A 19,380-nucleotide genomic window follows, 5' to 3' on the forward strand; every position below is an offset into this window, starting at 1 on the left:
CATGTGCGCGGATCAGCCATCGCCAGGCGATCGTCCTCCGTTGAGGGGCCGTCAGCCCGGGAGGGTCTCACCGCCGATCGGCGCCAAGATCTCGCCTGTGTAGTAGGACGACAGCCGCCCGGAGGCGAAGAACACGTACGACGGGGCGATCTCGTCGGGGTCGGGGCTCAGGCGGGCTGAGCCGCGTTTCCACGCGTTGCGTCACGGTCATGTGGTCGACGGCGGGAGATCGCCAGCGCGACGATGGTCGCGACGGCGAACAGCACGAGCGTCACGAGGATGTAGAGGGAGACTCCCGCCGCGGAGTTCACCGGCTCGCCGTTGCCGGTGAGGGAGGTCGCCCGGAGGATGCTTCCTCCGATGATGTTGAGGATCACAGCGCCGACACCGAGCATTACCTGGACCAGAGCGGCCACGATCCCCTGTTTCTCCTCGCTCACCAGCGTTGTCGACAGATTGAAGCCGGAGGTGACCACGGCCCCGGCGGTGAAGCCGAGGAGTCCGGTGGAGATGACGGCGGGGAGGAAGGCGGAGGTGGAGAACAGCAGCCCGAGTGTGGCGAATGTGCCGATGACCATTCCGCCGGCGAGTGTGCGGGCTGGGCCGATCCGTCCGGCGAGCCATCCGGCGAGGATCCCGCCTGTCATCGCGCCGAAGGACGGCACGGCGAAGAGCAAGCCGAGCGCACCCGACGCGCCGGCGAGCCCGTACCCCAGCCCTTCGTCCACGGAGGTCTGCGCGATCAGCCCGACCAGCTGAAGGAGTGCCTGGTAGGCGCCGGCGCCGAGCACAACGACCACCAGGGTGGCCACGACGGGACGAGTGAGCATCCGCAGATCGATGACGGGTTCGGGCAGGCGCAGCGCCGTCAGGATCCATGCGCCAAGGAGGACGATCCCGACGATAAGCAGGGCGATCATGCCGGCGCTCATCCAGCCCAGGTCATGACCCAGGCTGATGTACGCCAGGATGCCCGCGAGGCCCGCCCCGAGAAGAACGGCGCCGGCGACGTCCACGCGGCTTCTCACCTTGATCGGCGACTCGGGCAAGAAGATGCGGACGGTCAGCGCAGCGAAGAACGCGAGCACCGCGGACACGACGAAGACCGAGCGAAAACCGTATGCACCTACGACGATCTCGAAGAGGAAGGGCGAGACGATGCCAAGGATCGCAGAGCCAGAGGTGACGATGCCGACGGACGTCATACCGACGCGGGGCGGGAAGACCTGGCGGATGAACACGACGGTGATGAACACGGAGCCGACGGCGGCGCCTTGAATCACGCGGCCGACCAGGAAGATCCCGATGTTGGGGGCCAGGAGACAGACCAGCGCGCCGATGCCGCCCACGAGTAGTGCGAGGACGAGCATTCGGCGTTTGCCGAAGACATCGGCGCTCTTGCCGAGGAGCGGGGCCCACATCGCGCCGGCGAGGATCGCACTGGCGTTGAGCCACGCGCTCTGGTCGGTTCCGAAGAACTCCGACATCTGCGGCAGCACGAGCAATGGTGCGACGACGACCGTGTCAACCAGCGTGTTGGCGATGATTAGGATGGTGACCCACCAGAGGATCCGACCGCTCCACCCGCTGCCTGGAGTCTCGGTCTCGGAGGGGCTCGTGGGTGTCTGGGTCATGGCCACTTCCCTGAATCTGGACTCGATCGGGGCATCGATCTGAGATTCCGGACATTGTCGGCCTGCCCGGTCGGCGCCCCTAGCGTTTGCAGGAAAGTGGCCACGGTTGGCGACTCGGCGCGGGAAACTGCCGGGATTGAGCACCTCGCGACCGTTTCGGGCGACATCGTTGCATGATCGTCTGGTCACTACGATCGGGAGTCGCCGACGAGAAGCGGAGGGAGAGTCATCGATGCGGCCGTACCGGTCGACAGAACACGCAGGTGGGCCGGATCCGCGTCGATGCGACGAGAATGAGTGCAGAACTACAACCGGCACGCCGGCCGGGGGGCCGCACGCGGCTGGTCAGCGAGCGTCTGTGGGCGGCCACGCTCGAGATCCTGGCCGAGAAGGGGGTTGACGGCCTCCAGTACGAGGACCTCGCCGCGCGAGCACAGGTCGCTCGGGCGACGGTGTACCGACGCTGGCCGAATCGAGGGGACCTGTTCCGCGACATACTCGCGCGGTTCGCGGAGACCTTTGTCCCCCTCCGCGACTCCGGTGACATCCATGACGATCTGGTCGCGTTCGTCTGTGCCTTCGCCGAGGCCTCCGCCACCCCGGAAGGTCGCGCGGTCCTGCAAATCCTGATGCGGAGGGCCGACGAGAACGACGGCCTGCGCGAGATAGGCCTGGAACTCCTTGAGCGGCGCACGGATGATCTGCAACTCCGGCTCGATGCGGCAGCGGCCCTTGGTCAGCTTCCGGCCGTCGATGCGCGTTTCGTGAACATGATGCTCGCCGGACCTGTGCAGTGGTTCCTTGTCCGCCGGACTCGACCGTTCACCAGAGACGACGCGGACAAGATCGTCGGCATGGTCCTCGCCGGTTTGCGGCAAGGAGGTGCCGTATAGGGCGCGAAATCTTCGCAGGTGCGCGCGTTCGAGTGCCGTTCTCTGCGCACCGCGTGGCGGAGACCGGCCGACGGCAGTTAAAGAGATACTTTGTCTCATTAATGAGCGAGGTCGGCTCGCTTCGGCGAAAGGAGCCATGATGGCGAATGCGTCCAGCTTCGGATGGGCCGGTCACGTGCCCCCCACGACGTTCGAGGAGTACTCCGAGAGGTACGCGGCGTTCTTCAAGATGCGTCGCGAGAACGGGATCATCGAACTGCGGCTCCACACCGACGGCGGCCCGTACGTCCACAACTGGGCCGCCCACAACGCGTGGAGCCGCGTGTGGCAGGACGTGGGCAACGACTCCGAGAACCACGTGCTCATCATCACCGGCACGGGCGAGACCTGGTTCCAGGGCGACCCGCGACAGACGTGGCCGAAGCCGCTGGTCGAGGAGGAGCCCGACTACATCTTTCAGCAGACGATCGACGCCTGGAAGCTGATCGAGAACTTCGTCAACAACATCGACATCCCCACGATCGCCGCGGTGAACGGGCCAGGCATTCACACCGAGTTCGCACTCATGTGCGACGTCACCCTGGCCGCCGAGGACGCGGACTTCATGGATCCCCATTTCATGGCCGGCACCGCCCCCGGTGACGGTCTCGCGCTCGCGCTGCAGCATCTCATGGGGAGCAAGCGCGCCGCCTACGCGATCTACGGGGGCACCTCCATCCCGGCACCCAAGGCGCTTGAGTACGGGCTCGTGAGCGACGTCCTGCCCCGCGAGGAACTGCTGCCCAAGGCGTGGGAGCTCGCGCGCGACATCATGAAGCGGCCGCGATTCGCACGATGGGCGACGCACAACATCGTCAACCGCCCTTGGCGCAAGCTCGTCGCGGAGGACTTCGGTTTCCACTTCTCGCAGCAGTCGCTCGCGACGGTCGGGTCGAAGGCGTTGATCCCCGTCCCCGATCTGGTCGCGGACGCACGCCAGCGCAAGGTCTGGTGAGACGGTGACCGGAGGTGAGGGTGCGGTCACCGTTACCAACGGTGGCCGCACTTCCTTCCGGATCGACGGAGCGGGGCCCCCGGTTGTCCTCGTCCACGGACTGCAGATCGGGCAGGACCTCTTCGACGCATTCCGCCGTTACCTCATCGACACGTTCACGGTCGTAACGTACGATCAGCGCGATCGGGGTGCCAGTGTCTTCGCCCCGGAGCCGTACACGATCGACGATCTCGCTGACGATCTCGCCGCGCTGATCTCAGCTCTCGGCTTCGACCAGGCCCACGTCCTGGGCACCTCCTACGGGGGAATGATCGCGCAGGCGTTCGCACTGCGGCATCCGAATCGATTGGACCGGCTCATCCTCGGCTCCACGAATCGGTTCCCCTTCGATCCCGCCCGGCTTCCTGACGGCGTCCGTGCCCTTCTCGGGGCGCTTGAAACGGGCGATCACGCGCGAGCCCGAGCTCTTCTGGCTCAGATGGCCCCCGCCGTCGGCCGCGCCGCTGCGAGATCGCGGAATTCGGAAGGGGAGACGCCGGAGTCCGCGAGCGAGCAGCTCGTGCGACGGTTTGCCGCCACGCGCGGGTTCGACACGCGTGGCCTCCTCGGCTCCGTCACGTCGCCGACCCTCGTGGTGCACGGTCGACGGGACGCGACGATACGGGTCGCCGACGTCCTGGCGATGGCGGACGAGATCCCCGGCGCCAGCGTTCTGCAGCTCGCGGACGCGGGTCACGCATGGGAGAACGAACGACCCGAATCGGCCGCCGCGCTGATCGCGGCCTTCCTGACCGGCTCGGATTAGTACAGGGAACGGATCCCCGCCGGGGATCCGTTCCCTGTACGACGTTCCCTGTACGAGCTCTCAGCGGACGCGAACACCCGCGAGCCACACCTGACGGATCCGGCCGCGAAGGCCTCGAAGATCGAGCAGGTCGCCGTCCACGACGACGATGTCAGCCAGCCCGCCCGGCTCGATAACGCCGAGATCGTCGTACCCGAGCAGCTTCGCCGCGCTCGACGTCGCGGCTCGCCACGCCTCGATCGCCGACATGGAGGACGCCTCGGTCATGAGTCCCAGCTCGTCCAGGTTACTGGCGGACGGGCTCCAGTACGGCGGGGTATCCGTTCCCATCGCGATCTTCACGCCGGCGTTGACCGCCAGCGCGAAACTCGCGCGGTGAGCCTCGAGCGCCTCTTGGGCGAGCGCGAGACTTTCGGCCGGTATCGGCACCCCGCTTGCCGCCGCGTCGATGATGGCACGCGTCGCCGAGAGCGTCGGGACCAGCCAGGCCTCGTTCTTCAGCATGAGGGCTACCGCCTCGTCGTCGAGATAGTAGCCGTGCTCGATCGAGCGAACCCCGTGACGCAATGCCGCTTTGATCCCCTCGGTCCCCTGCGCGTGAGCGAAGACGTAGGTTTCGGCTGCCGCGGCCTCCGCCACGATGGCTGCGAGCTCGTCGTCACGGAAGTGTGAATGCCGAGGATTGTCTCCCAGCGACATGACCCCGCCAGTCGTAGCGATCTTAATCACGTCGGCGCCGGCGCGCAGGACCTCCCGGACGCCACGCCGAACGCCGCCGGGGCCGTCCACGCCGTCGACGATCGAGCGTGGTCGGCCGGGATGCTCGAGCATCATCGGCACCGAGCGTTCTCCGCCCGATGGGAGATGCAGATCGCTGTGCCCTCCGGTCTGTGACAGCATCACGATGGCGATCTGCAGCCGCGGCCCCTCGATGAGCTTGCGCTCGATCGCCTGCTTGATGCCGAGGTCCGCCCCCGCAGCGTCTCGCGCGGAGGTGATGCCCTGGTCCAGTAGCAGGGACAGATTGCGACCGGCTTCGAAGTACTGAAGCGAGAAGGCTTGCTGTTCGGTACGCGCGACGTTGAGATCGCGCGCCATCACGTGGACGTGACAGTCGAACAGGCCCGGAACGATCGACATTCCGGTGCAGTCGACGACCTCGTCGCCATCCAGGTCCACGCCTATCGCGACGACGCGGTCACCGGCCACGGCGACATCGGCGTCGGAGACGGACGTGCCATCGAAGACGACGCCGTTCTTGAACACGGTACGGGAGTGCATGTGGGCTCGCTTCTCCTGGACTGATGATCCGGCTGGGGCGTATTGGCGCCGATCAGCATTCGACGACGTTGACGGCGAGGCCGCCGCGGGCGGTTTCCTTGTATTTGTCGCTCATATCCGCGCCGGTCTCCCGCATAGTCGCGATGACCTGGTCGAGGGAGACATGGTGTTCACCGTCCCCCCAGAGCGCCATGTTCGCGGCGTTGATGGCTTTGGCCGCGGCGATGGCGTTGCGTTCGATGCACGGGATCTGGACGAGTCCGCCGATAGGGTCGCAGGTGAGGCCGAGATTGTGTTCCATGGCGATCTCGGCGGCGTTCTCGACCTGCTGGGGGGTGCCCCCGAGGATCTCGGCAAGGCCGGCGGCGGCCATCGACGAGGCGGAGCCGACCTCGCCCTGGCAGCCGACCTCTGCGCCGGAGATGGACGCGTTCGCCTTGTAGAGGGTGCCGATCGCCGCGGCGGTGAGCAGGAACCGTTGGACGATGTCGTCTTCGCCGGTGGTCGTGGATCTACTGGCCGGCGTGTAGTGCAAGGCGTAGTACAGCACGGCGGGGATGATGCCCGCGGCACCGTTCGTAGGTGCCGTGACGATACGTCCTCCGCTCGCGTTCTCCTCGTTCACGGCGAGGGCGACGAGGTTGACTCGTTGCTGCCAGTATCCGTTGGCGTGGTCGGGGTCTTCCGCGGCGAGACGGGCGGCCCATTCCCCGGCGCGGCGACGTACGCCAAGACCGCCGGGCAGAATGCCGTCGCGGGCGATCGACGAGCGGACACACGACTCCATGACATCCCACAGACCTCGCAGTAAGTGCCGGATGTCGGTTTCCGAGCGCAGGACCCGTTCGTTCGCCATCATTACCTCGGCGATGCTGAACCCGGTCTCCTCGCAGATGGTGAGCAGCTCGGCCGCGGTGCGGAACGGAAAGGGCCGACGTGCCGCCGGAGGTCCGGCGTTTTTCTCGTCACCGTCACGCACGACGAAGCCGCCACCGATCGAGTAGTACGTATCCGTGGCAAGCTCCGCGCCGGTGGAGTCGAACGCGGTGAAGGACAGCGCGTTGCTGTGCCGGGCGCGGACCGTCAGCGGGCGGAGGATGAAGTCTTCGACGCGGCAGTGGATGCGATGACGGCCGCCGAGAGCGACAAACCCTGTGTCTTCGATCACGGCGAGCTTTGCGGTGATCTCCGCTGGGGTCACCGCATCGGGCCGGACTCCCTCCAGCCCGAGGAGCACGGCACTGAATGTGCCATGTCCGGCACCGGTCGCGGCGAGGGAACCGAAGATCTCCACGCGTACCTTGTCCACCCGATCGATGATCGTCTCGCCCGTGAGACGATCAACGAACTCGGCGGCGGCTCTCATGGGGCCCACCGTGTGCGAACTCGAAGGGCCGATACCGATCGTGAAAAGGTCGAACACGCCGACAGTTGGCTCCGAGACAGTCATGAATGAGGACCGTACGCACCATGGCGGTCCCGATCCATCCGATGCAGGTTTCTATCGCAGAGGCGCTCCCGCATGCGGGAAAGACATCGGAAGCGGCGTAAAATCGCCGGTTGCGTTCCCGTTCGCGTCGAGGTGGCGCCCCTCCTTCTTGAGCGTCCGCAGCACCAACGATCGATCCGCGATAGCCACTTCCGGGATGTTCTCCTCGATCGCCACCTCGAGCCGCTGAATGTCCGCCAGCGTCTTCATCCAGACGGAGAGGACGAGATTGGACGGGCCGATTGTCGAGGCGGCGAGGCGGATCTCGCTGATGCCGGCGAGGGCCGTCCCCGCCCGAGCGGTCAACCTGGCAGGGACCCGCAGGAAATACCATGCGTGCACGGGCCAGCCGGAGTGCGCTCGCGCGAGGTCGAGACGAACCGTCAGGCGGCCGCCACTCGCCAGCGAAGCCATGGTCTCCCGCACGCGCCGCTCACTGACATCGAGAACCCTCGCCATCGAGGCGATGGTCACACGCCCGTTCACACCGAGCAGTTTCAGGAGCTCACGCTCAAGTTGGGAGTCGATGCGCGCCGGTTCGGGCACGTCGGCCGAGACCGTGCGTTTGACCGCGGCGACCTCGGCGGCGCTCAGCGAGCGGAGTCGCCACTGACCCGCGTCGGTGAACGGCGAGGAGAGGAGATGTGTCCGCGTCGCGCGGACGCCCTCAAGCCGACGCATCCGGGTCATGACGTATTCGCCGAGGGCGTCCAGGCTCTCGGCGCCCGCGATGACCAGCATGTCGCGGCCGCCTGCTGTGAGGTCGACGGTGAACGCCTCCCGGTCGGCCGCCAACGCCTGAGCGATCTCAAGGGTCGAACCAGGGTGGGATTCCACTTCGAGGATCGCGGAGGGTCCGCGAGCGTCAGCCCCCGGATGCCCGGCGACCCAGGCAAGACCGTCGCCGGACAAGCGTTCCCAGCGGCGGGAAAGCGTCACCGAATCCACCCCCACGATTGGTGCGATCGCCGCCCATCGCGCCCGAGGATGGATCTGAAGCGCGTGGATCAGTCGCCTGTCGATCTCATCCAGGCCGCGAATCTGCGGATTAATGTCTTTTTTGTCCATAAACTGTCACTTTAGTGTCGTTGGTGTACGACTATCAGCACATAACCGGACTGAAATAGTTTGATCATGATCTCGGCGATACGGTCACCGCGAGGACGTGGAGAACCTCGGCGGCACGCTTGTTACGCCGGGCCTGATCGACGCCCGCACCCACCTCGTCTACCCGGGCAACCGCGACGCCGAGCGCGATCACCGCGGCCGGTGGCGGCATCGGCTCCACCGTCACCGTGACACGCGGCACCGCCCCGTGAACCCGCGCGACGGCGTGCGCGAGCGCCTGCGTGAGACGAAGCGTCTATGTCCGCGCTGACACTGGAGTCATTGATGATGCGATTCGCCTTCCGCTCCCGATCGCCGTTCGGTGTCGTGGGCTTTCTGGTCGTCATGGAGCTGGGGAGCGGCATGCTGCAGGGGTGGTTCTCGCCTCTGCTCGCGGCGATCGGGCAGCAGTTCTCCGTCAGCGCGGGCTCCCTCAACTGGGTCAACGCGATGTACATGCTGGTCACGGTCGCGTGTGTCCCGATCCTGGCGAAGCTCGGGGACATGTTCGGCCACAAGCGGCTCCTCGTCGCCGCGGCGGCACTCGTCGCCGTCGGCTCGCTGGTCGTCGCTTTCGCGCCGACCTTCGAGCTGTTCCTTCTCGGTCGCGCGCTTCAGGCGCCGCTGGCGGCTTTCCTACCGCTTGAGTTCGCGATCGTCCGCTCCCGCGACGCGAAGTCGGCAAGCAGGAACATCGGCGTCCTGGTCGGTGCACTCACTCTCGGCGCGGCTGTTGGCTCACTCGCCTCTGGCCTGCTGTACGCCTCGACGCAGAACCTGAACGTGGTCCTGCTGTTCCCCGCGATCTTCATCGCCCTGTGCGTTCCGGTGGTGATCTTCCTCGTGCCCGAGACGACCGTACGCAAGAAAGGCCGCATCGACTGGACGGGCGCGATCCTGCTCACGGCCGGTCTCCTCGCCACCCTCACGGGAATTTCGAACGGCGGCGCCTGGGGCTGGCTCGAGGCGAGGACCCTCTCTCTGGTGCTCGGCGGCGTCGTCGTGCTCACGCTCTGGGTGTTCGTGGAGCGCCGGGTGGAGAACCCCCTTGTCGATCTGTCGATGCTGGCGAAGAGCGGCATCGGCCTGCCGATCGTCGTATCCGCCCTCTTCGGAGCGCAGACCTACGGCGGGCAGACCGCGAGCTTCCTCTGGCTTCTCAGCGATCCGGCCCGGGAGGGATACGGACTCGGTCTGCCCCCGGCCGGTGCCGGCGCCATCATCGTGCTCTACGCGATCGCCGCGTTCGCCGGGACGCTGCTCGGCGAACGCCTTGCGCGGTGGGTCACCCCGCCGAGAGCCGTCGCGCTGGCCGGCGTCGTCGCGGGGGCGAGCTTCGCCCTCATGATCATCTTCTCCGGGTCGACGGCGATGTTCATCGGTTGGATGGCCTTGGGCGGTCTTTCCGCCGGTGTCCTCCTCGCCGTCCTCCCCTCGATCGTGGTGCGCAACGCACCCGCCGATTCCGTGGGCATCGCCTCGGCTTTGTTCAACACCGCGCGCACTGCGGCGGGCGCGGTCGCGGGCGCCGTCTTCGCGCTGGTGATGTCCCTCTTCGTCACCACGCGGAGCGTCGAAGGATCGACCGCGGTGAGTTCGACGCCCCTGTCGTTCTTCGCCGTCTGGGGGATCTGCCTGGCGATCTCCCTGGCGCTCTCCGCCCTCGCCCTGCGGATGCGCGTGGCGAGAGAACCTGACACCGACGAGACATCCACCGTCGAATCCCCCACCGCCGAACCGATCGAGGAAAGATGACCATCGCAAAACGCCCTTCCCATCCGGAATTGTCCAACTCCGTCCGGGAAGCAATCCTCGCCTCCCGGACGGAATGGGAGGAGTCCGCGATCGCACTCAGCCGAGAGATACACCGAGTTCCCGAGATCGCCTTCCAGGAGCGCTGCGCGTCGACCCTCGTCGCGCGAGAGCTCGAGGCCGCGGGCTTCGACGTCGCGATCGGCGCGTATGGACTCGACACCGCGGTCGAGGCGACCTATGGGAGCGGCGACGTGACCGTGGCGATCTGCGCCGAGTACGACGCGCTCCCCGGCATCGGTCACGCGTGCGGTCACAACATCATCGGCGCGGCAGCCGTCGGCGCGGCCATCGCACTGACGGCTGTCGCCGATCGAATCGGCCTCCGTATCAAGCTGCTCGGCACCCCCGCGGAGGAGCACGGCGGCGGAAAGGTGATCATGCTGGATGCGGGCGCGTGGGACGACGTCACGTTCTCCCTCATGGTGCACGGTGCTCCCGGCGAGGACGTCCGCTGCCTCGATGTCCGCACGCAGGCCGTGTGCCGATTGCACATCACGTTCCAAGGCCGGCCGGGACATACGGGCGGGCCTACTCCGAGCAGTGACAACGCCTCAAACGCGGCGACAATCGGACTCGTCGCCCTTGGTCTGCTCCGCCAGCATCTCCCCGACGGCGTTCGCGCCAATGCGTTCGTTTCCGAGGGCGGGCAGACGACCAATGTCGTCCCCGCCGCGGCCGCCGTGCGTGTCGAGGTTCGGGCCGACACCCTTGAGGACCTGCAGGAGACACGACGACGAATTCTCACCTGCTTCGAGGGAGGAGCGACGGCGGCGGGATGCACATGGAGCTGGGATGAAGCGGAGCCGACATACGCCGACATGCGGCAGGATCCGATCCTGGCAGCCGCATGGGACCGCAGCCTTGCATCGCTCGGCCGCGAAATACGCGAACAGCCGCGCCCCGCGGCCGGGTCCACCGACATGGGAAACGTGTCGCACGTGGTGCCATCGATTCACCCTCTTATCGCGGTCCTCGGGAGTACGTCCTGGCCGCACACCCCCGAGTTCACCGCGGACGCGACAGGCCCGGCCGCGGAACGCGCCGCCATCGACGGCGCCCTGGCGATGGCTCTCACCGTCGTCGACGTCGTCACGGGACCTCACCTCGGTCAACTCTCACATGAGGCGTTGCGCGCGGGTCTCGAGCCCACCGGGACGTGAGTCGGGAACGCGCCGAGCGCCATCACCGGTACTGCGGTCATCGGAGGTCGGTACCACGGACACACCCATGTTGGTACTGAGGGCAGATGTCACACCGTCGACGGATTCCTAGCGTGGGGGGGTGATCGTTTCTCGGAATCTGACCAAACGCTACGGCGAGAAGACCGTCGTCGACGACCTGTCGTTCACCGTCCGTCCCGGGGTGGTGACCGGATTCCTCGGGCCGAACGGCGCGGGGAAATCGACGACGATGCGGCTGATGGTGGGCCTCGACCGCCCGACGCGCGGCGGCATCACGATCGGAGGCTGCCACTACCATGAACTCCGCGACCCGATGCGGCACCTCGGGGTGATGCTCGATGCGCGATCGGTCCACCCCGGCCGGAGTGCGCGCGACCATCTGCTCGCGGTCGGGGAGACCCACGGCATCGGCCGGGCTCGCGTGGACGAGGTCCTCGAGATGGTGGGTCTCAGAATCGTCGCCGGCCGTCGTGCCGGCGGCTTCTCGCTCGGGATGAGCCAGCGACTGGGGATCGCGACCGCGCTCCTCGGTGATCCGGCCGTGCTCGTCCTCGACGAGCCCGTGAACGGTCTCGATCCCGACGGTGTGCTCTGGCTGAGACACCTGCTTGTGCGACTCGCAGACGAGGGAAGGACCGTCTTCCTCTCATCCCACCTGATGAGCGAGCTGTCCCTGGTCGCTCAGGATCTTGTCGTCATCGGGCAGGGCAGGCTGCTCGCGTCCGGCTCGATAGACGACGTCATCGACTCGGTCGCACCCCAGGCCACGCGCGTCGTCTCGCCCGACGCCCTCAGCCTTGCCGACGCCCTGCGCGGCGAGAACGTATCGATCCGGCAGACCGATCGTGACACGCTCCTCGTCCGCGGGCGGACCGCGCGGGAGGTCGGCACAGTCGCGGCCGCCGAAGGAGCGACGCTCTTCGCGCTCGTCGAGGAACGCGCATCCCTTGAGGAGGCTTTCATGCACATCACCCGCAACGCCGTCGAGTACTCCACCCACCGAGAGGTCGCCTCGTGAACCTCGAAACCATCCCCGCTCACCTCGCCGGCGACGACGCGTCGTACGATCCCGGGTCGGTGCGAATCACGGCCGGAGGGCTCCTCCGGTCGGAGTGGCGGAAGCTGTGGTCCGTGCGCTCGCTCTGGATCACCCTCGCGGCCGGGTTCGGTCTGATCATGGCCCTTTGCGGCTACATGATCCTCGATGGCCGAACGCTGGGCCGCGGCCAGGCTGCCGACATCCCGTTCGGCTGGACGGCGATCTATCCAGTCGGAATGCTCGTGCTGGTGGTGCTCGGAGTGCTCAGCGTGAGCACCGAATACTCCAGCGGGTCGATCCGGACGAGCCTCACCGTCAACCCTCGTCGCACCGGCGTGATGCTGGCGAAGGCGGCCGTCGTCACCGGCATCGTCGCCGCGCTTGCGGCCGTCGCATCGGTTCTGCTCTATCTCTTGCTGCAGGCAGCACGCACGGTTCCCTCGGCGGTGGGCATGTCGCTCTTCGCTCCGAACATGTTCTGGGGAGTCCTCGGGGGCACGCTCATGCTCCCGTACGGTGCGTTGTTCGGCGTGCTCCTCGGCTGGCTCATCCGTAACGCCGCCGGCGCGATCTGCCTGTACTTCGGCGTGTTCCAGATGGGGCCGCAGATCCTGCCCGCACTTCTTCCGGAGCCGTTCTCCGGCATCAAGGACTTCATGCCGCTGGCAGCGATCAACGTGATGCGTTCCGGTGGACTGGCGACGGAGCCCTACCGCCTCGGAGTGGCGATCGTCGTTCTGATCTTGTGGTTGGCCGTGCTCGGCGCCGCCGCCTGGTGGCGGTTGAAGAGGCGTGATGCGTGACGAAACGGAACGAGGTCGGCGTCCGTGAAGCGATTCCTCATCCAGGCGAAGGCCTTCGACGGGCGTCATCCGTGGTGCGGGGACGTCGCGCTCGCGCTGGTCTCCGCAGCGGCCTCGGTCAGCGCGTCCCCGGCCCTCGATTCGCTCACGGTACCGTTCGTCGTTCTGGTGAACGGTGCCGTGGCGTTCCGGCGGTGCTGTCCGCTCACCGCCCTCGTGGTCGCGGTCGGCGGGATCACGACCTTGGCCGCCCTGGCCACGGCCGGCCGCCTGCCGGCGCCGTGGACTTTCCTGGCCGCGTGGATACTGCTCTTCGCAGTAGGGCGCCGACGACCTGGGGCCTTCATCGTCGGCGCACCGCTCGCGGCCGTCACAGCGTTGGCTGCGTTCCTCGCCCCCGCCGGGACCCCGGAGGCCGCACTGACGGAGCGGTGGTCATCCTTCCTGCCCATCGCCGCGATGAGTCTCGCGGCACTGCTGGCGGGATCGCAGGTCCGCATTACCAGCGAGACGATCATCCGGCGGCGCGAGGAAGCCATGCGCGCAGCCGTGAACGACGAGCGCGCGCGGATCGCCCGCGAGATGCACGACATCATCGGTCACAACCTCTCAGTGATCACCTCGCTGGCCAACGGCGGATCGATCGCGGTGCGCTCGTCACCGGGTGATGCCGCACGGGTGTTCGCCGAGATCGGCGCAGTCAGCCGCACTTCGCTGAGAGAAGTGGCGGACGTCCTGCGACTCCTGCGCGCTCCCGACGAACGTCTCGAGGCTGCGCCCCCGCCACAACCCAACTGGCGGCAATTCGCCGCGCTCGTCGACAGCGTCCGATTCGCCGGGCTGCGGATCTCCTTCGAAAGCAGCGGGGAGCTCTCATCGCTCTCCGCCGGCCGTCGACTCGCCATCTACCGCATCGTTCAAGAGGCGCTGACGAACACCCTGAAACACGCCGGGCCGGGCGCCTCCGTGACCGTGACGGTCGCTTCGGACAGCGAGGCGACCTTCGTAACGGTGGCGGATGACGGCGGCCCCGGTGAACACGCCCGCTCAGCACCTGCGGCGGAGCCCGGGCACGGCCTTATCGGGATGCGCGAGCGGACGGAGGCCTTCGGAGGGTGGCTCGAGGCAGACGGAACGGTGTGCGGGTGGCGCGTTCGGGCGTGGATCCCTCACGAGCGACCGGAGGGTCTCGGATGAACGAGGTCAGGGCAGCGACAGTGCCTGTCTCAGTGCTGCTTGTCGACGATCAACCCCTTCAGCGCATGGGCATGCGAATGTTCCTCGCAGGCCAGGACGACCTCGACGTCGTCGGCGAGGCTGTGGACGGCGACGATGCGATCCGTCAGGCGGAGCGGCTGCGCCCGGACCTGGTCATCATGGACGTGCGGATGCCCGGGACAGACGGCATCGAGGCCACCCGGCAGATCATTGCCGGCCTACGCGAGACCAGAGTCCTTCTCCTCACGACGTTCGACGTCGACGAGTACGTGATCGCGGGGCTGGAGGCGGGCGCGAGCGGGTTCCTGACCAAGGACGCGGAGCCGACGGAGATCCTCTCTGCGATCCGGGCCATCGCCGCTGGAGATGCGGTGATAGCGCCGAGCGCCACTCGGCGTCTGCTCGACCGGCTCGCCGCGACACCCCTGTCGTGGCGCGACAACGAGGATCGGTCATTGGCACTCGCCGCGGTCACGGCCTTGACGGACCGGGAACGCGAGATCCTCGTGGCAATCGGCGAGGGCGCCACGAACGCGGAGATCGCCACGCGCCTGCATCTCGCGGAGTCGACTGTGAAGAACTACGTAGGGCGGGTGTTCGCGAAGATCGGAGCTCGCGACCGGGTGCATGCGGTCATCATCGCGTTCCGCGCCGGTGCAGTTCCGTACCGCTGAGATCGCCTCTGCCGACCGTCTTTGGCCAGGGCTTGACCCTTAGCCGGACTGTTCAGGGAGGAGAGAGCCCCGCCGGGTCGCTCTCGAGGGTTGTTCTGTGGCCGTCATGTGCGTCCGGCTTCGTGTGAGGGCCCGCGGCGATGTTCCCGCTGCGCGGGGGACGTACCAATGAGCAACCGGCGAGCAACCACGGCCGATCTCGCCTCGCCGCCGAGGCCCCAAACCGGCCCAGAACCACCGGTCAAATTAGGTCATAAGTGGTGGGGCGCCAGGGATTCGAACCCTGAACCCACGGATTAAAAGTCGTGAGGATCTATGTCGGACCCAATCTCTCAGATTCCGCGCTCACCCTCCATACGGGCGAGTGATGATCTCCAGGTTGTGGCCGTTGGGGTCGGACCAGTACAGGCCGCGACCGCCGTCGTTGGTGTTGATCTGACCCGGCCGCTGGTGGAACGGGTCGGCCCAGAAGGTGAGTCCGCGGCCCTTGATCCGGCCCCAGATCTGGTCGAACTCCTCCTCAGTGACCAGGAAGGCATAGTGCTGGGGATGCACGGGACCATCGGCTCCGGCGACGTCGAGAGACACTTCGTTGCCGAGATCGACGACGAGGAACGGCCCGAAGGCCGTCGCGGGCGGCAGGCCGAGGATCTCCACCAGAAACGCGGCGGTCTCCTCGCGGTCACGGGCTGTCACAATAGTGTGATTCAACCGCACTGACATGTAGATCTCCTTCCCAGACGGTCCCTACGCGGGGGTACGACAAGGGCCGCGACGTCTTTCGCCTCCTCGTTTCCATGATAGGAGCGGCCGCCAGGCCGGGTGAGTGCTGGCCGGAGCAGCGGCGCATGGGCCAGATTGGGGGCCGAACGTTCGATTTCGGCGGCGGCTGCAGCCCAGTTGTTCTCCGGTGGGCCGGTCACGAGCCGGAATGTGACGTTGCTGTGCTGGCACCGTGCCCTGGTGAAGCGCCAGTAGACCTACCCGTCCCAACGCCCGGGTCGTCGTCGATGTCGGCGAAGCCGTCCATGGCGATCAGGCCGTCGACACCCTCGTGGGTGGTCGGGACCTTCAGACGGCGGGCGCAACGAGGCGTCGCCGGGTGAGATCAGGGACGTGCTCAAAGAGGCGGGCGCCGACCTGAGCCGCGTCGTCATGGGGCACATGGACCGCCGCGGCTACTCGCTCGACACCCGGCTGGCCCTGTTCGACGACGGCGTCGTACTGGAGTACGACGTGTTCGGCATGGAGGGCTACTACTCGGCCGCGGCGGCCCTGGCCGAGAACCACCTGCCCACCATGCCCAACGACGTCGCGCGCGTCCTGGAGATCGCCGACCTGATGGAGCGCGGCTACGGCGACCAGATCGTGGTGGGTCACGACATCCACACGAAGATCCAACTCGCCAAGTACGGGGGCTGGGGCTATGGCTATTTCCTACGGACCGTCGTGCCTCTCATGGAGGTGTATGGACTTGGCCCTGACGTCGTGGAAAAACTGACGACCACGACGCCTTGCCGGCTTCTCACGATCGAGTGACACCGTTTCGGAGGCGGAGTATGAAGACACCGATCATCTCTCGAAGGTGCCAACCGGCATCAGGGATGCGTGTCATCGACCAGGTGCTGGCCGCCAAGGATTCTGGCGATTCGTCCAGGCCGAACCGCGGTTGCGGTTGCCGCAGGCCGAGTAGGGCGAGCCCATGCACGGTGGCGCAGATGGATCGGTCCATCAGTTCCGGCGACGGTTTCGTGGGAATGTGTTCGGTCTCCTGCGTGTCGACGACCGCCCGCAAGAAGACGTGCGAGAGCCGCGCCTGACCGGGGCGGCCGGCTTGCGGTACATCGTCGTGAGCAGGTTGAGGTGGTCGTGCGTGAAACGCACGTGTGCCCCTCAGAAGCACGCGTCGATCCTCAAGTCCCTAGCCGGATGCGCGCTTGCCCCGGGGCTGACGACAGGGGTACCCATGCCTTCGGAGGCTTCCCCGAATGGCGCGATGGCGAAGCGCGGTGTCTGGCGTCATCGACGATGACAGTGACCGGCTCCCTGTCATATAGCGCTCCGTGACCACTCGCCGGACACGTCATCGAAGTTGGCTGTGGCGAATGATCTTGACCTCCGATGTTCCTCGGACTCGCCGCTGTCGTGCCGTTTGAGGAGTTCATGCCCTGGAAGGTGCCCCCGGGCGGGAGATCGGGCCGTCCAGAGTATGCGGCGGGTGCTGTCGGAGAGCGACGACGTCTCTCCCCCCGGGATCTGGTGTCGCAGGCGGCGGGGACGCTTGGGCCGGACCTGTGAGAACCGCCTGCCGGACCCCGCGTCAGTGCCAATAGTCCCGTTCCGGGAGCCTGACCCACAGGTCGGGAGGGCCGATGATGGGGCGGCGGTCGGTCAGCCGCAGGCCCGCGCGAGCGCAGGAGTAGGCCACCGCCTGGCGTTTGTAGAGGTAGCGCGCGAGCAGGTCGTCCGTCGAAGCCTCGGGTGACGGATCACCGCGGTCGTCCCAGTACTCCAGGACGCCGTCGCGGTGGCACCTGCCTTGGTTGCCGCTCGCCGCGTTGGCGTACATGGCGTAGCAGACGGTGCCTTTCGACAGGAGTTCGCCGACTTTGGGGGTGGAGGGCATGAATCCCCACGGCTGGGTGACGACGCATCCGCCGGGCACGTCGCTCACACCGACGATGGCCATGGACTCCTTGCCGTCGGCGTACCGCGCCACGATCTCGTCGGCGTCTTCGTCGTCGCCGAGCGGAGTGGCGTCCAGGCGCTTCACCGCGTCGGCCGCGCTGATGCCGGACACGCAGGCCACGCCCAGCCCCTCGTGGGGGGAGAACCTGCCCACGGCCGCGTTCAGGCGCCGAGCCTCCGCGACGGCGGCGCTCTCGGCGGCGGACAGGCGCACGTCGGCCGGTCGATCGGTGAACAGGTCTGGGGTGGGGGTGGCCAGACTCAGCCGGCCGGGAGACCAGCCGGACATCATCGGCCGCCACGGGTCGGCGCCCGCCTCGGCCAGAGCGCGGGCGTTGTCGGGGCGGCCTGCGTAGACGGCGTCCCAGAGCGGGGTGCACCCGGCGTACTCCGCGTCGACGTCGCGGACGCGGGCGGCGAGTACTGCGATCACTTCCGGAGAGCCGAACTGGGCCGCTTCGGTCAACGGCGGTTCGCGGAGGAACCCGGGGTTGTCAGGGTCGGCACCGGCGTCGAGCCTGGCACGGATGAGTTCCACGTCTTTCCAGTCGTTCCGCCTGACACCGGACCATCCGGTTTCTTCCATGGCAGCCACGAGAACTCCTCAGCGAGACGTCGGAACCGTTCGCCACAGATCATGGCGGCGCCGACCGACATTTCGATCCTGGTCTCGCCCGGATCGGGAGCGTCCAGGCTTTCCGCCAGGCATCGGGCACACCGCCGCCCACGTCGTGGACTGCGCTGGAGTCCTTCTAAGTAGCAGCTGCCACGCCCGCGAAGTCGTCGAGGTCGGCCTCCCCGTTTGTGATCCCTCGCCTCGGACGCTGATTCGACGACGGTCCAGAGGATGACGCCGCAGCGCGACGGCCAAGTGGGCGGACCATCGTCGCGACGTACGCTGACCGCCGAGCCATCCCTCATGCACCTCAGTGTTGCGATTCTCGCGGGGGCGGAGGCATCGCGCTATCAGGTGAATTCGAATGATCATCGCAACGGTGACGGATAGTCATAGTGCCAGAGCTTGATCAAAAATGTCGGCTGGAGTGCGCCAGCCGAGCGTCTTGCGGGGGCGAGTGTTGAGGCGCTCTTCAACGGCGCGTAGGTCGGCCGCGGTATGGACGGACAAGTCGGTGCGTTTGGGGAAGTACTGGCGAAGCAGCCCGTTGGTGTTCTCATTGGTGCCGCGCTGCCATGGGCTGCCCGGCTGGGCGAAGAACACGCCTTCGCTCAGGTAGGCGGCTATCTGGTCATGGTGGGCCATCTCTGCTCCTTGGTCCCAGGTCAGTGTCAGCCGCACTGCCTGCGGCATGTCGAGCAGTACGGCGATGAGGCCATCGCGAACGGCCTGCGCGTCATGGCGGATCGGAAGCGCGACCAGGCGCACGTAGCGGCTCTTGCGGTCGACGAGCGTGGCGATGGCGGATTGGTTCAAGCGCCCGGTGATCAGGTCGCCCTCCCAGTCCCCGACACGTCGGCGTTGCTCGACCACGCTCGGACGGCCTCCGATGAGCAGCGCGGGCGCGATGAAGCGAGGGCTGCGTCGGTTGGATCGGCGGCGACGTGTACGCAGAGGCCGCCCAGTGCGCAGCCGACGCGTGAGTTTCCGGCTCAATCCGCTCTTTCCTCCCTGGTAGAGCGCCCGGTAGATCGTCTCGTGGCTGAATCGCTCCGATGCTCCTATGTTTGTCAAGCGGCGACGCGAAGATCGTTGCTCGTGGTGTTTGGGCTGGTGAGGACTTTGAAGAGCTCTCGGGCGACA

At 66.9% G+C, this 19,380-nt stretch carries 16 protein-coding genes and 3 pseudogenes; 11 read left to right on the plus strand and 8 right to left on the minus strand.

Annotated elements, in window-relative coordinates:
- Positions 1-51: 51 nt before the first annotated feature.
- Positions 52-162: pseudogene (locus ACFY3V_RS28845) on the minus strand (NAD(P)-dependent oxidoreductase); the annotation flags it as partial.
- 5 nt (positions 163-167) lie between these two features.
- A complete protein-coding gene (locus ACFY3V_RS28850) occupies positions 168-1,778 on the minus strand; it encodes an MFS transporter (protein ID WP_389777896.1) in 1,611 nt (536 codons plus the stop codon).
- A 149-nt stretch (positions 1,779-1,927) separates the two neighbouring features.
- Between ACFY3V_RS28850 and ACFY3V_RS28855 the strand changes: the two genes are divergently transcribed.
- The 3 genes from ACFY3V_RS28855 (at position 1,928) to ACFY3V_RS28865 (ending at position 4,326) form a co-directional block, all read left to right on the plus strand.
- Positions 1,928-2,527 (plus strand): TetR/AcrR family transcriptional regulator, encoded by a 600-nt coding sequence (locus ACFY3V_RS28855; protein WP_389777898.1) that lies wholly within the window; start codon positions 1,928-1,930, stop codon positions 2,525-2,527.
- Between the two features lie 139 nt (positions 2,528-2,666).
- Positions 2,667-3,521, plus strand: a complete 855-nt coding sequence (locus ACFY3V_RS28860; RefSeq protein ID WP_350941381.1) for an enoyl-CoA hydratase/isomerase family protein — start codon at positions 2,667-2,669, stop codon at positions 3,519-3,521.
- Between the two features lie 4 nt (positions 3,522-3,525).
- Positions 3,526-4,326: an alpha/beta hydrolase gene (locus tag ACFY3V_RS28865; protein WP_355623081.1), complete on the plus strand. Its 801-nt coding sequence runs from the start codon at positions 3,526-3,528 to the stop codon at positions 4,324-4,326.
- A 60-nt stretch (positions 4,327-4,386) separates the two neighbouring features.
- On the opposite strand, the gene ACFY3V_RS28870 is transcribed toward ACFY3V_RS28865, so the two are convergent.
- The 3 genes from ACFY3V_RS28870 to ACFY3V_RS28880 are packed head-to-tail and all read right to left on the minus strand — an operon-like array spanning position 4,387 to position 8,164.
- The gene (locus ACFY3V_RS28870) at positions 4,387-5,607 is read right to left on the minus strand and encodes an amidohydrolase family protein (RefSeq protein WP_362897804.1); all 1,221 of its coding nucleotides are present in this window, start codon (positions 5,605-5,607) and stop codon (positions 4,387-4,389) included.
- A 52-nt stretch (positions 5,608-5,659) separates the two neighbouring features.
- The gene (locus tag ACFY3V_RS28875; RefSeq protein WP_389777902.1) at positions 5,660-7,057 is read right to left on the minus strand and encodes an L-serine ammonia-lyase; all 1,398 of its coding nucleotides are present in this window, start codon (positions 7,055-7,057) and stop codon (positions 5,660-5,662) included.
- Positions 7,058-7,108: 51 nt separating this feature from the next.
- Positions 7,109-8,164, minus strand: a complete 1,056-nt coding sequence (locus tag ACFY3V_RS28880; protein ID WP_389777904.1) for an Lrp/AsnC family transcriptional regulator — start codon at positions 8,162-8,164, stop codon at positions 7,109-7,111.
- A 91-nt stretch (positions 8,165-8,255) separates the two neighbouring features.
- On the opposite strand from ACFY3V_RS28880, the pseudogene ACFY3V_RS28885 reads away from it, so the two are divergent.
- The 7 genes and pseudogenes from ACFY3V_RS28885 to ACFY3V_RS28915 all read left to right on the plus strand — a co-directional run.
- Positions 8,256-8,412: pseudogene (locus ACFY3V_RS28885) on the plus strand (imidazolonepropionase); the annotation flags it as partial.
- Positions 8,413-8,488: 76 nt separating this feature from the next.
- Entirely contained in the window at positions 8,489-9,958 is a 1,470-nt protein-coding gene (locus tag ACFY3V_RS28890) for an MFS transporter (RefSeq protein WP_362897798.1), read from the plus strand.
- Positions 9,955-11,178 carry an amidohydrolase gene (locus ACFY3V_RS28895; RefSeq protein ID WP_389777906.1) on the plus strand — a complete coding sequence of 408 codons (1,224 nt, stop codon included), beginning with the start codon at positions 9,955-9,957 and terminating at the stop codon, positions 11,176-11,178. The genes ACFY3V_RS28890 and ACFY3V_RS28895 overlap by 4 nt, the downstream gene beginning before the upstream one ends.
- A gap of 121 nt (positions 11,179-11,299) precedes the next feature.
- Entirely contained in the window at positions 11,300-12,217 is a 918-nt protein-coding gene (locus ACFY3V_RS28900; protein ID WP_389777908.1) for an ATP-binding cassette domain-containing protein, read from the plus strand.
- Positions 12,214-13,041, plus strand: a complete 828-nt coding sequence (locus ACFY3V_RS28905) for an ABC transporter permease subunit (protein ID WP_362897791.1) — start codon at positions 12,214-12,216, stop codon at positions 13,039-13,041. The genes ACFY3V_RS28900 and ACFY3V_RS28905 overlap by 4 nt, the downstream gene beginning before the upstream one ends.
- A 24-nt stretch (positions 13,042-13,065) precedes the next feature.
- Positions 13,066-14,238, plus strand: coding sequence for a sensor histidine kinase (locus tag ACFY3V_RS28910; protein ID WP_389777911.1), 1,173 nt, complete (start codon positions 13,066-13,068; stop codon positions 14,236-14,238).
- 32 nt (positions 14,239-14,270) lie between these two features.
- A complete protein-coding gene (locus ACFY3V_RS28915; protein ID WP_362897787.1) occupies positions 14,271-14,933 on the plus strand; it encodes a response regulator transcription factor in 663 nt (220 codons plus the stop codon).
- Positions 14,934-15,278: 345 nt separating this feature from the next.
- Here the strand turns inward: ACFY3V_RS28915 and ACFY3V_RS28920 are convergent, their stop codons facing one another.
- Positions 15,279-15,656 (minus strand): VOC family protein, encoded by a 378-nt coding sequence (locus ACFY3V_RS28920; RefSeq protein WP_362897785.1) that lies wholly within the window; start codon positions 15,654-15,656, stop codon positions 15,279-15,281.
- Positions 15,657-16,028: 372 nt separating this feature from the next.
- Here ACFY3V_RS28920 and ACFY3V_RS28925 point away from each other — a divergent pair.
- Positions 16,029-16,472: pseudogene (locus ACFY3V_RS28925) on the plus strand (hypothetical protein); the annotation flags it as partial.
- 781 nt (positions 16,473-17,253) lie between these two features.
- Here ACFY3V_RS28925 and ACFY3V_RS28930 read toward each other — a convergent pair.
- The gene (locus ACFY3V_RS28930; RefSeq protein WP_389777921.1) at positions 17,254-18,207 is read right to left on the minus strand and encodes an ankyrin repeat domain-containing protein; all 954 of its coding nucleotides are present in this window, start codon (positions 18,205-18,207) and stop codon (positions 17,254-17,256) included.
- Positions 18,208-18,627: 420 nt separating this feature from the next.
- Positions 18,628-19,380: IS30 family transposase (locus tag ACFY3V_RS28935; RefSeq protein ID WP_389777914.1), on the minus strand; the 753-nt coding region annotated here is incomplete at its 5' end.

The organism is Streptosporangium sp. NPDC000095 (assembly GCF_042899335.1).
Taxonomy (GTDB): domain Bacteria; phylum Actinomycetota; class Actinomycetes; order Streptosporangiales; family Streptosporangiaceae; genus Streptosporangium.

Excerpts from the sequence above, each read along its gene's own strand:
- ACFY3V_RS28875 (WP_389777902.1), bottom strand. The coding sequence starts at position 7,057 with ATGACTGTCTCGGAGCCAACTGTCGGCGTGTTCGACCTTTTCACGATC.
- ACFY3V_RS28880 (WP_389777904.1), bottom strand. The coding sequence starts at position 8,164 with ATGGACAAAAAAGACATTAATCCGCAGATTCGCGGCCTGGATGAGATC.
- ACFY3V_RS28890 (WP_362897798.1), top strand. The coding sequence starts at position 8,489 with ATGATGCGATTCGCCTTCCGCTCCCGATCGCCGTTCGGTGTCGTGGGC.
- ACFY3V_RS28855 (WP_389777898.1), top strand. The coding sequence starts at position 1,928 with ATGAGTGCAGAACTACAACCGGCACGCCGGCCGGGGGGCCGCACGCGG.
- ACFY3V_RS28870 (WP_362897804.1), bottom strand. The coding sequence starts at position 5,607 with ATGCACTCCCGTACCGTGTTCAAGAACGGCGTCGTCTTCGATGGCACG.
- ACFY3V_RS28920 (WP_362897785.1), bottom strand. The coding sequence starts at position 15,656 with ATGTCAGTGCGGTTGAATCACACTATTGTGACAGCCCGTGACCGCGAG.
- ACFY3V_RS28930 (WP_389777921.1), bottom strand. The coding sequence starts at position 18,207 with ATGGAAGAAACCGGATGGTCCGGTGTCAGGCGGAACGACTGGAAAGAC.
- ACFY3V_RS28860 (WP_350941381.1), top strand. The coding sequence starts at position 2,667 with ATGGCGAATGCGTCCAGCTTCGGATGGGCCGGTCACGTGCCCCCCACG.
- ACFY3V_RS28895 (WP_389777906.1), top strand. The coding sequence starts at position 9,955 with ATGACCATCGCAAAACGCCCTTCCCATCCGGAATTGTCCAACTCCGTC.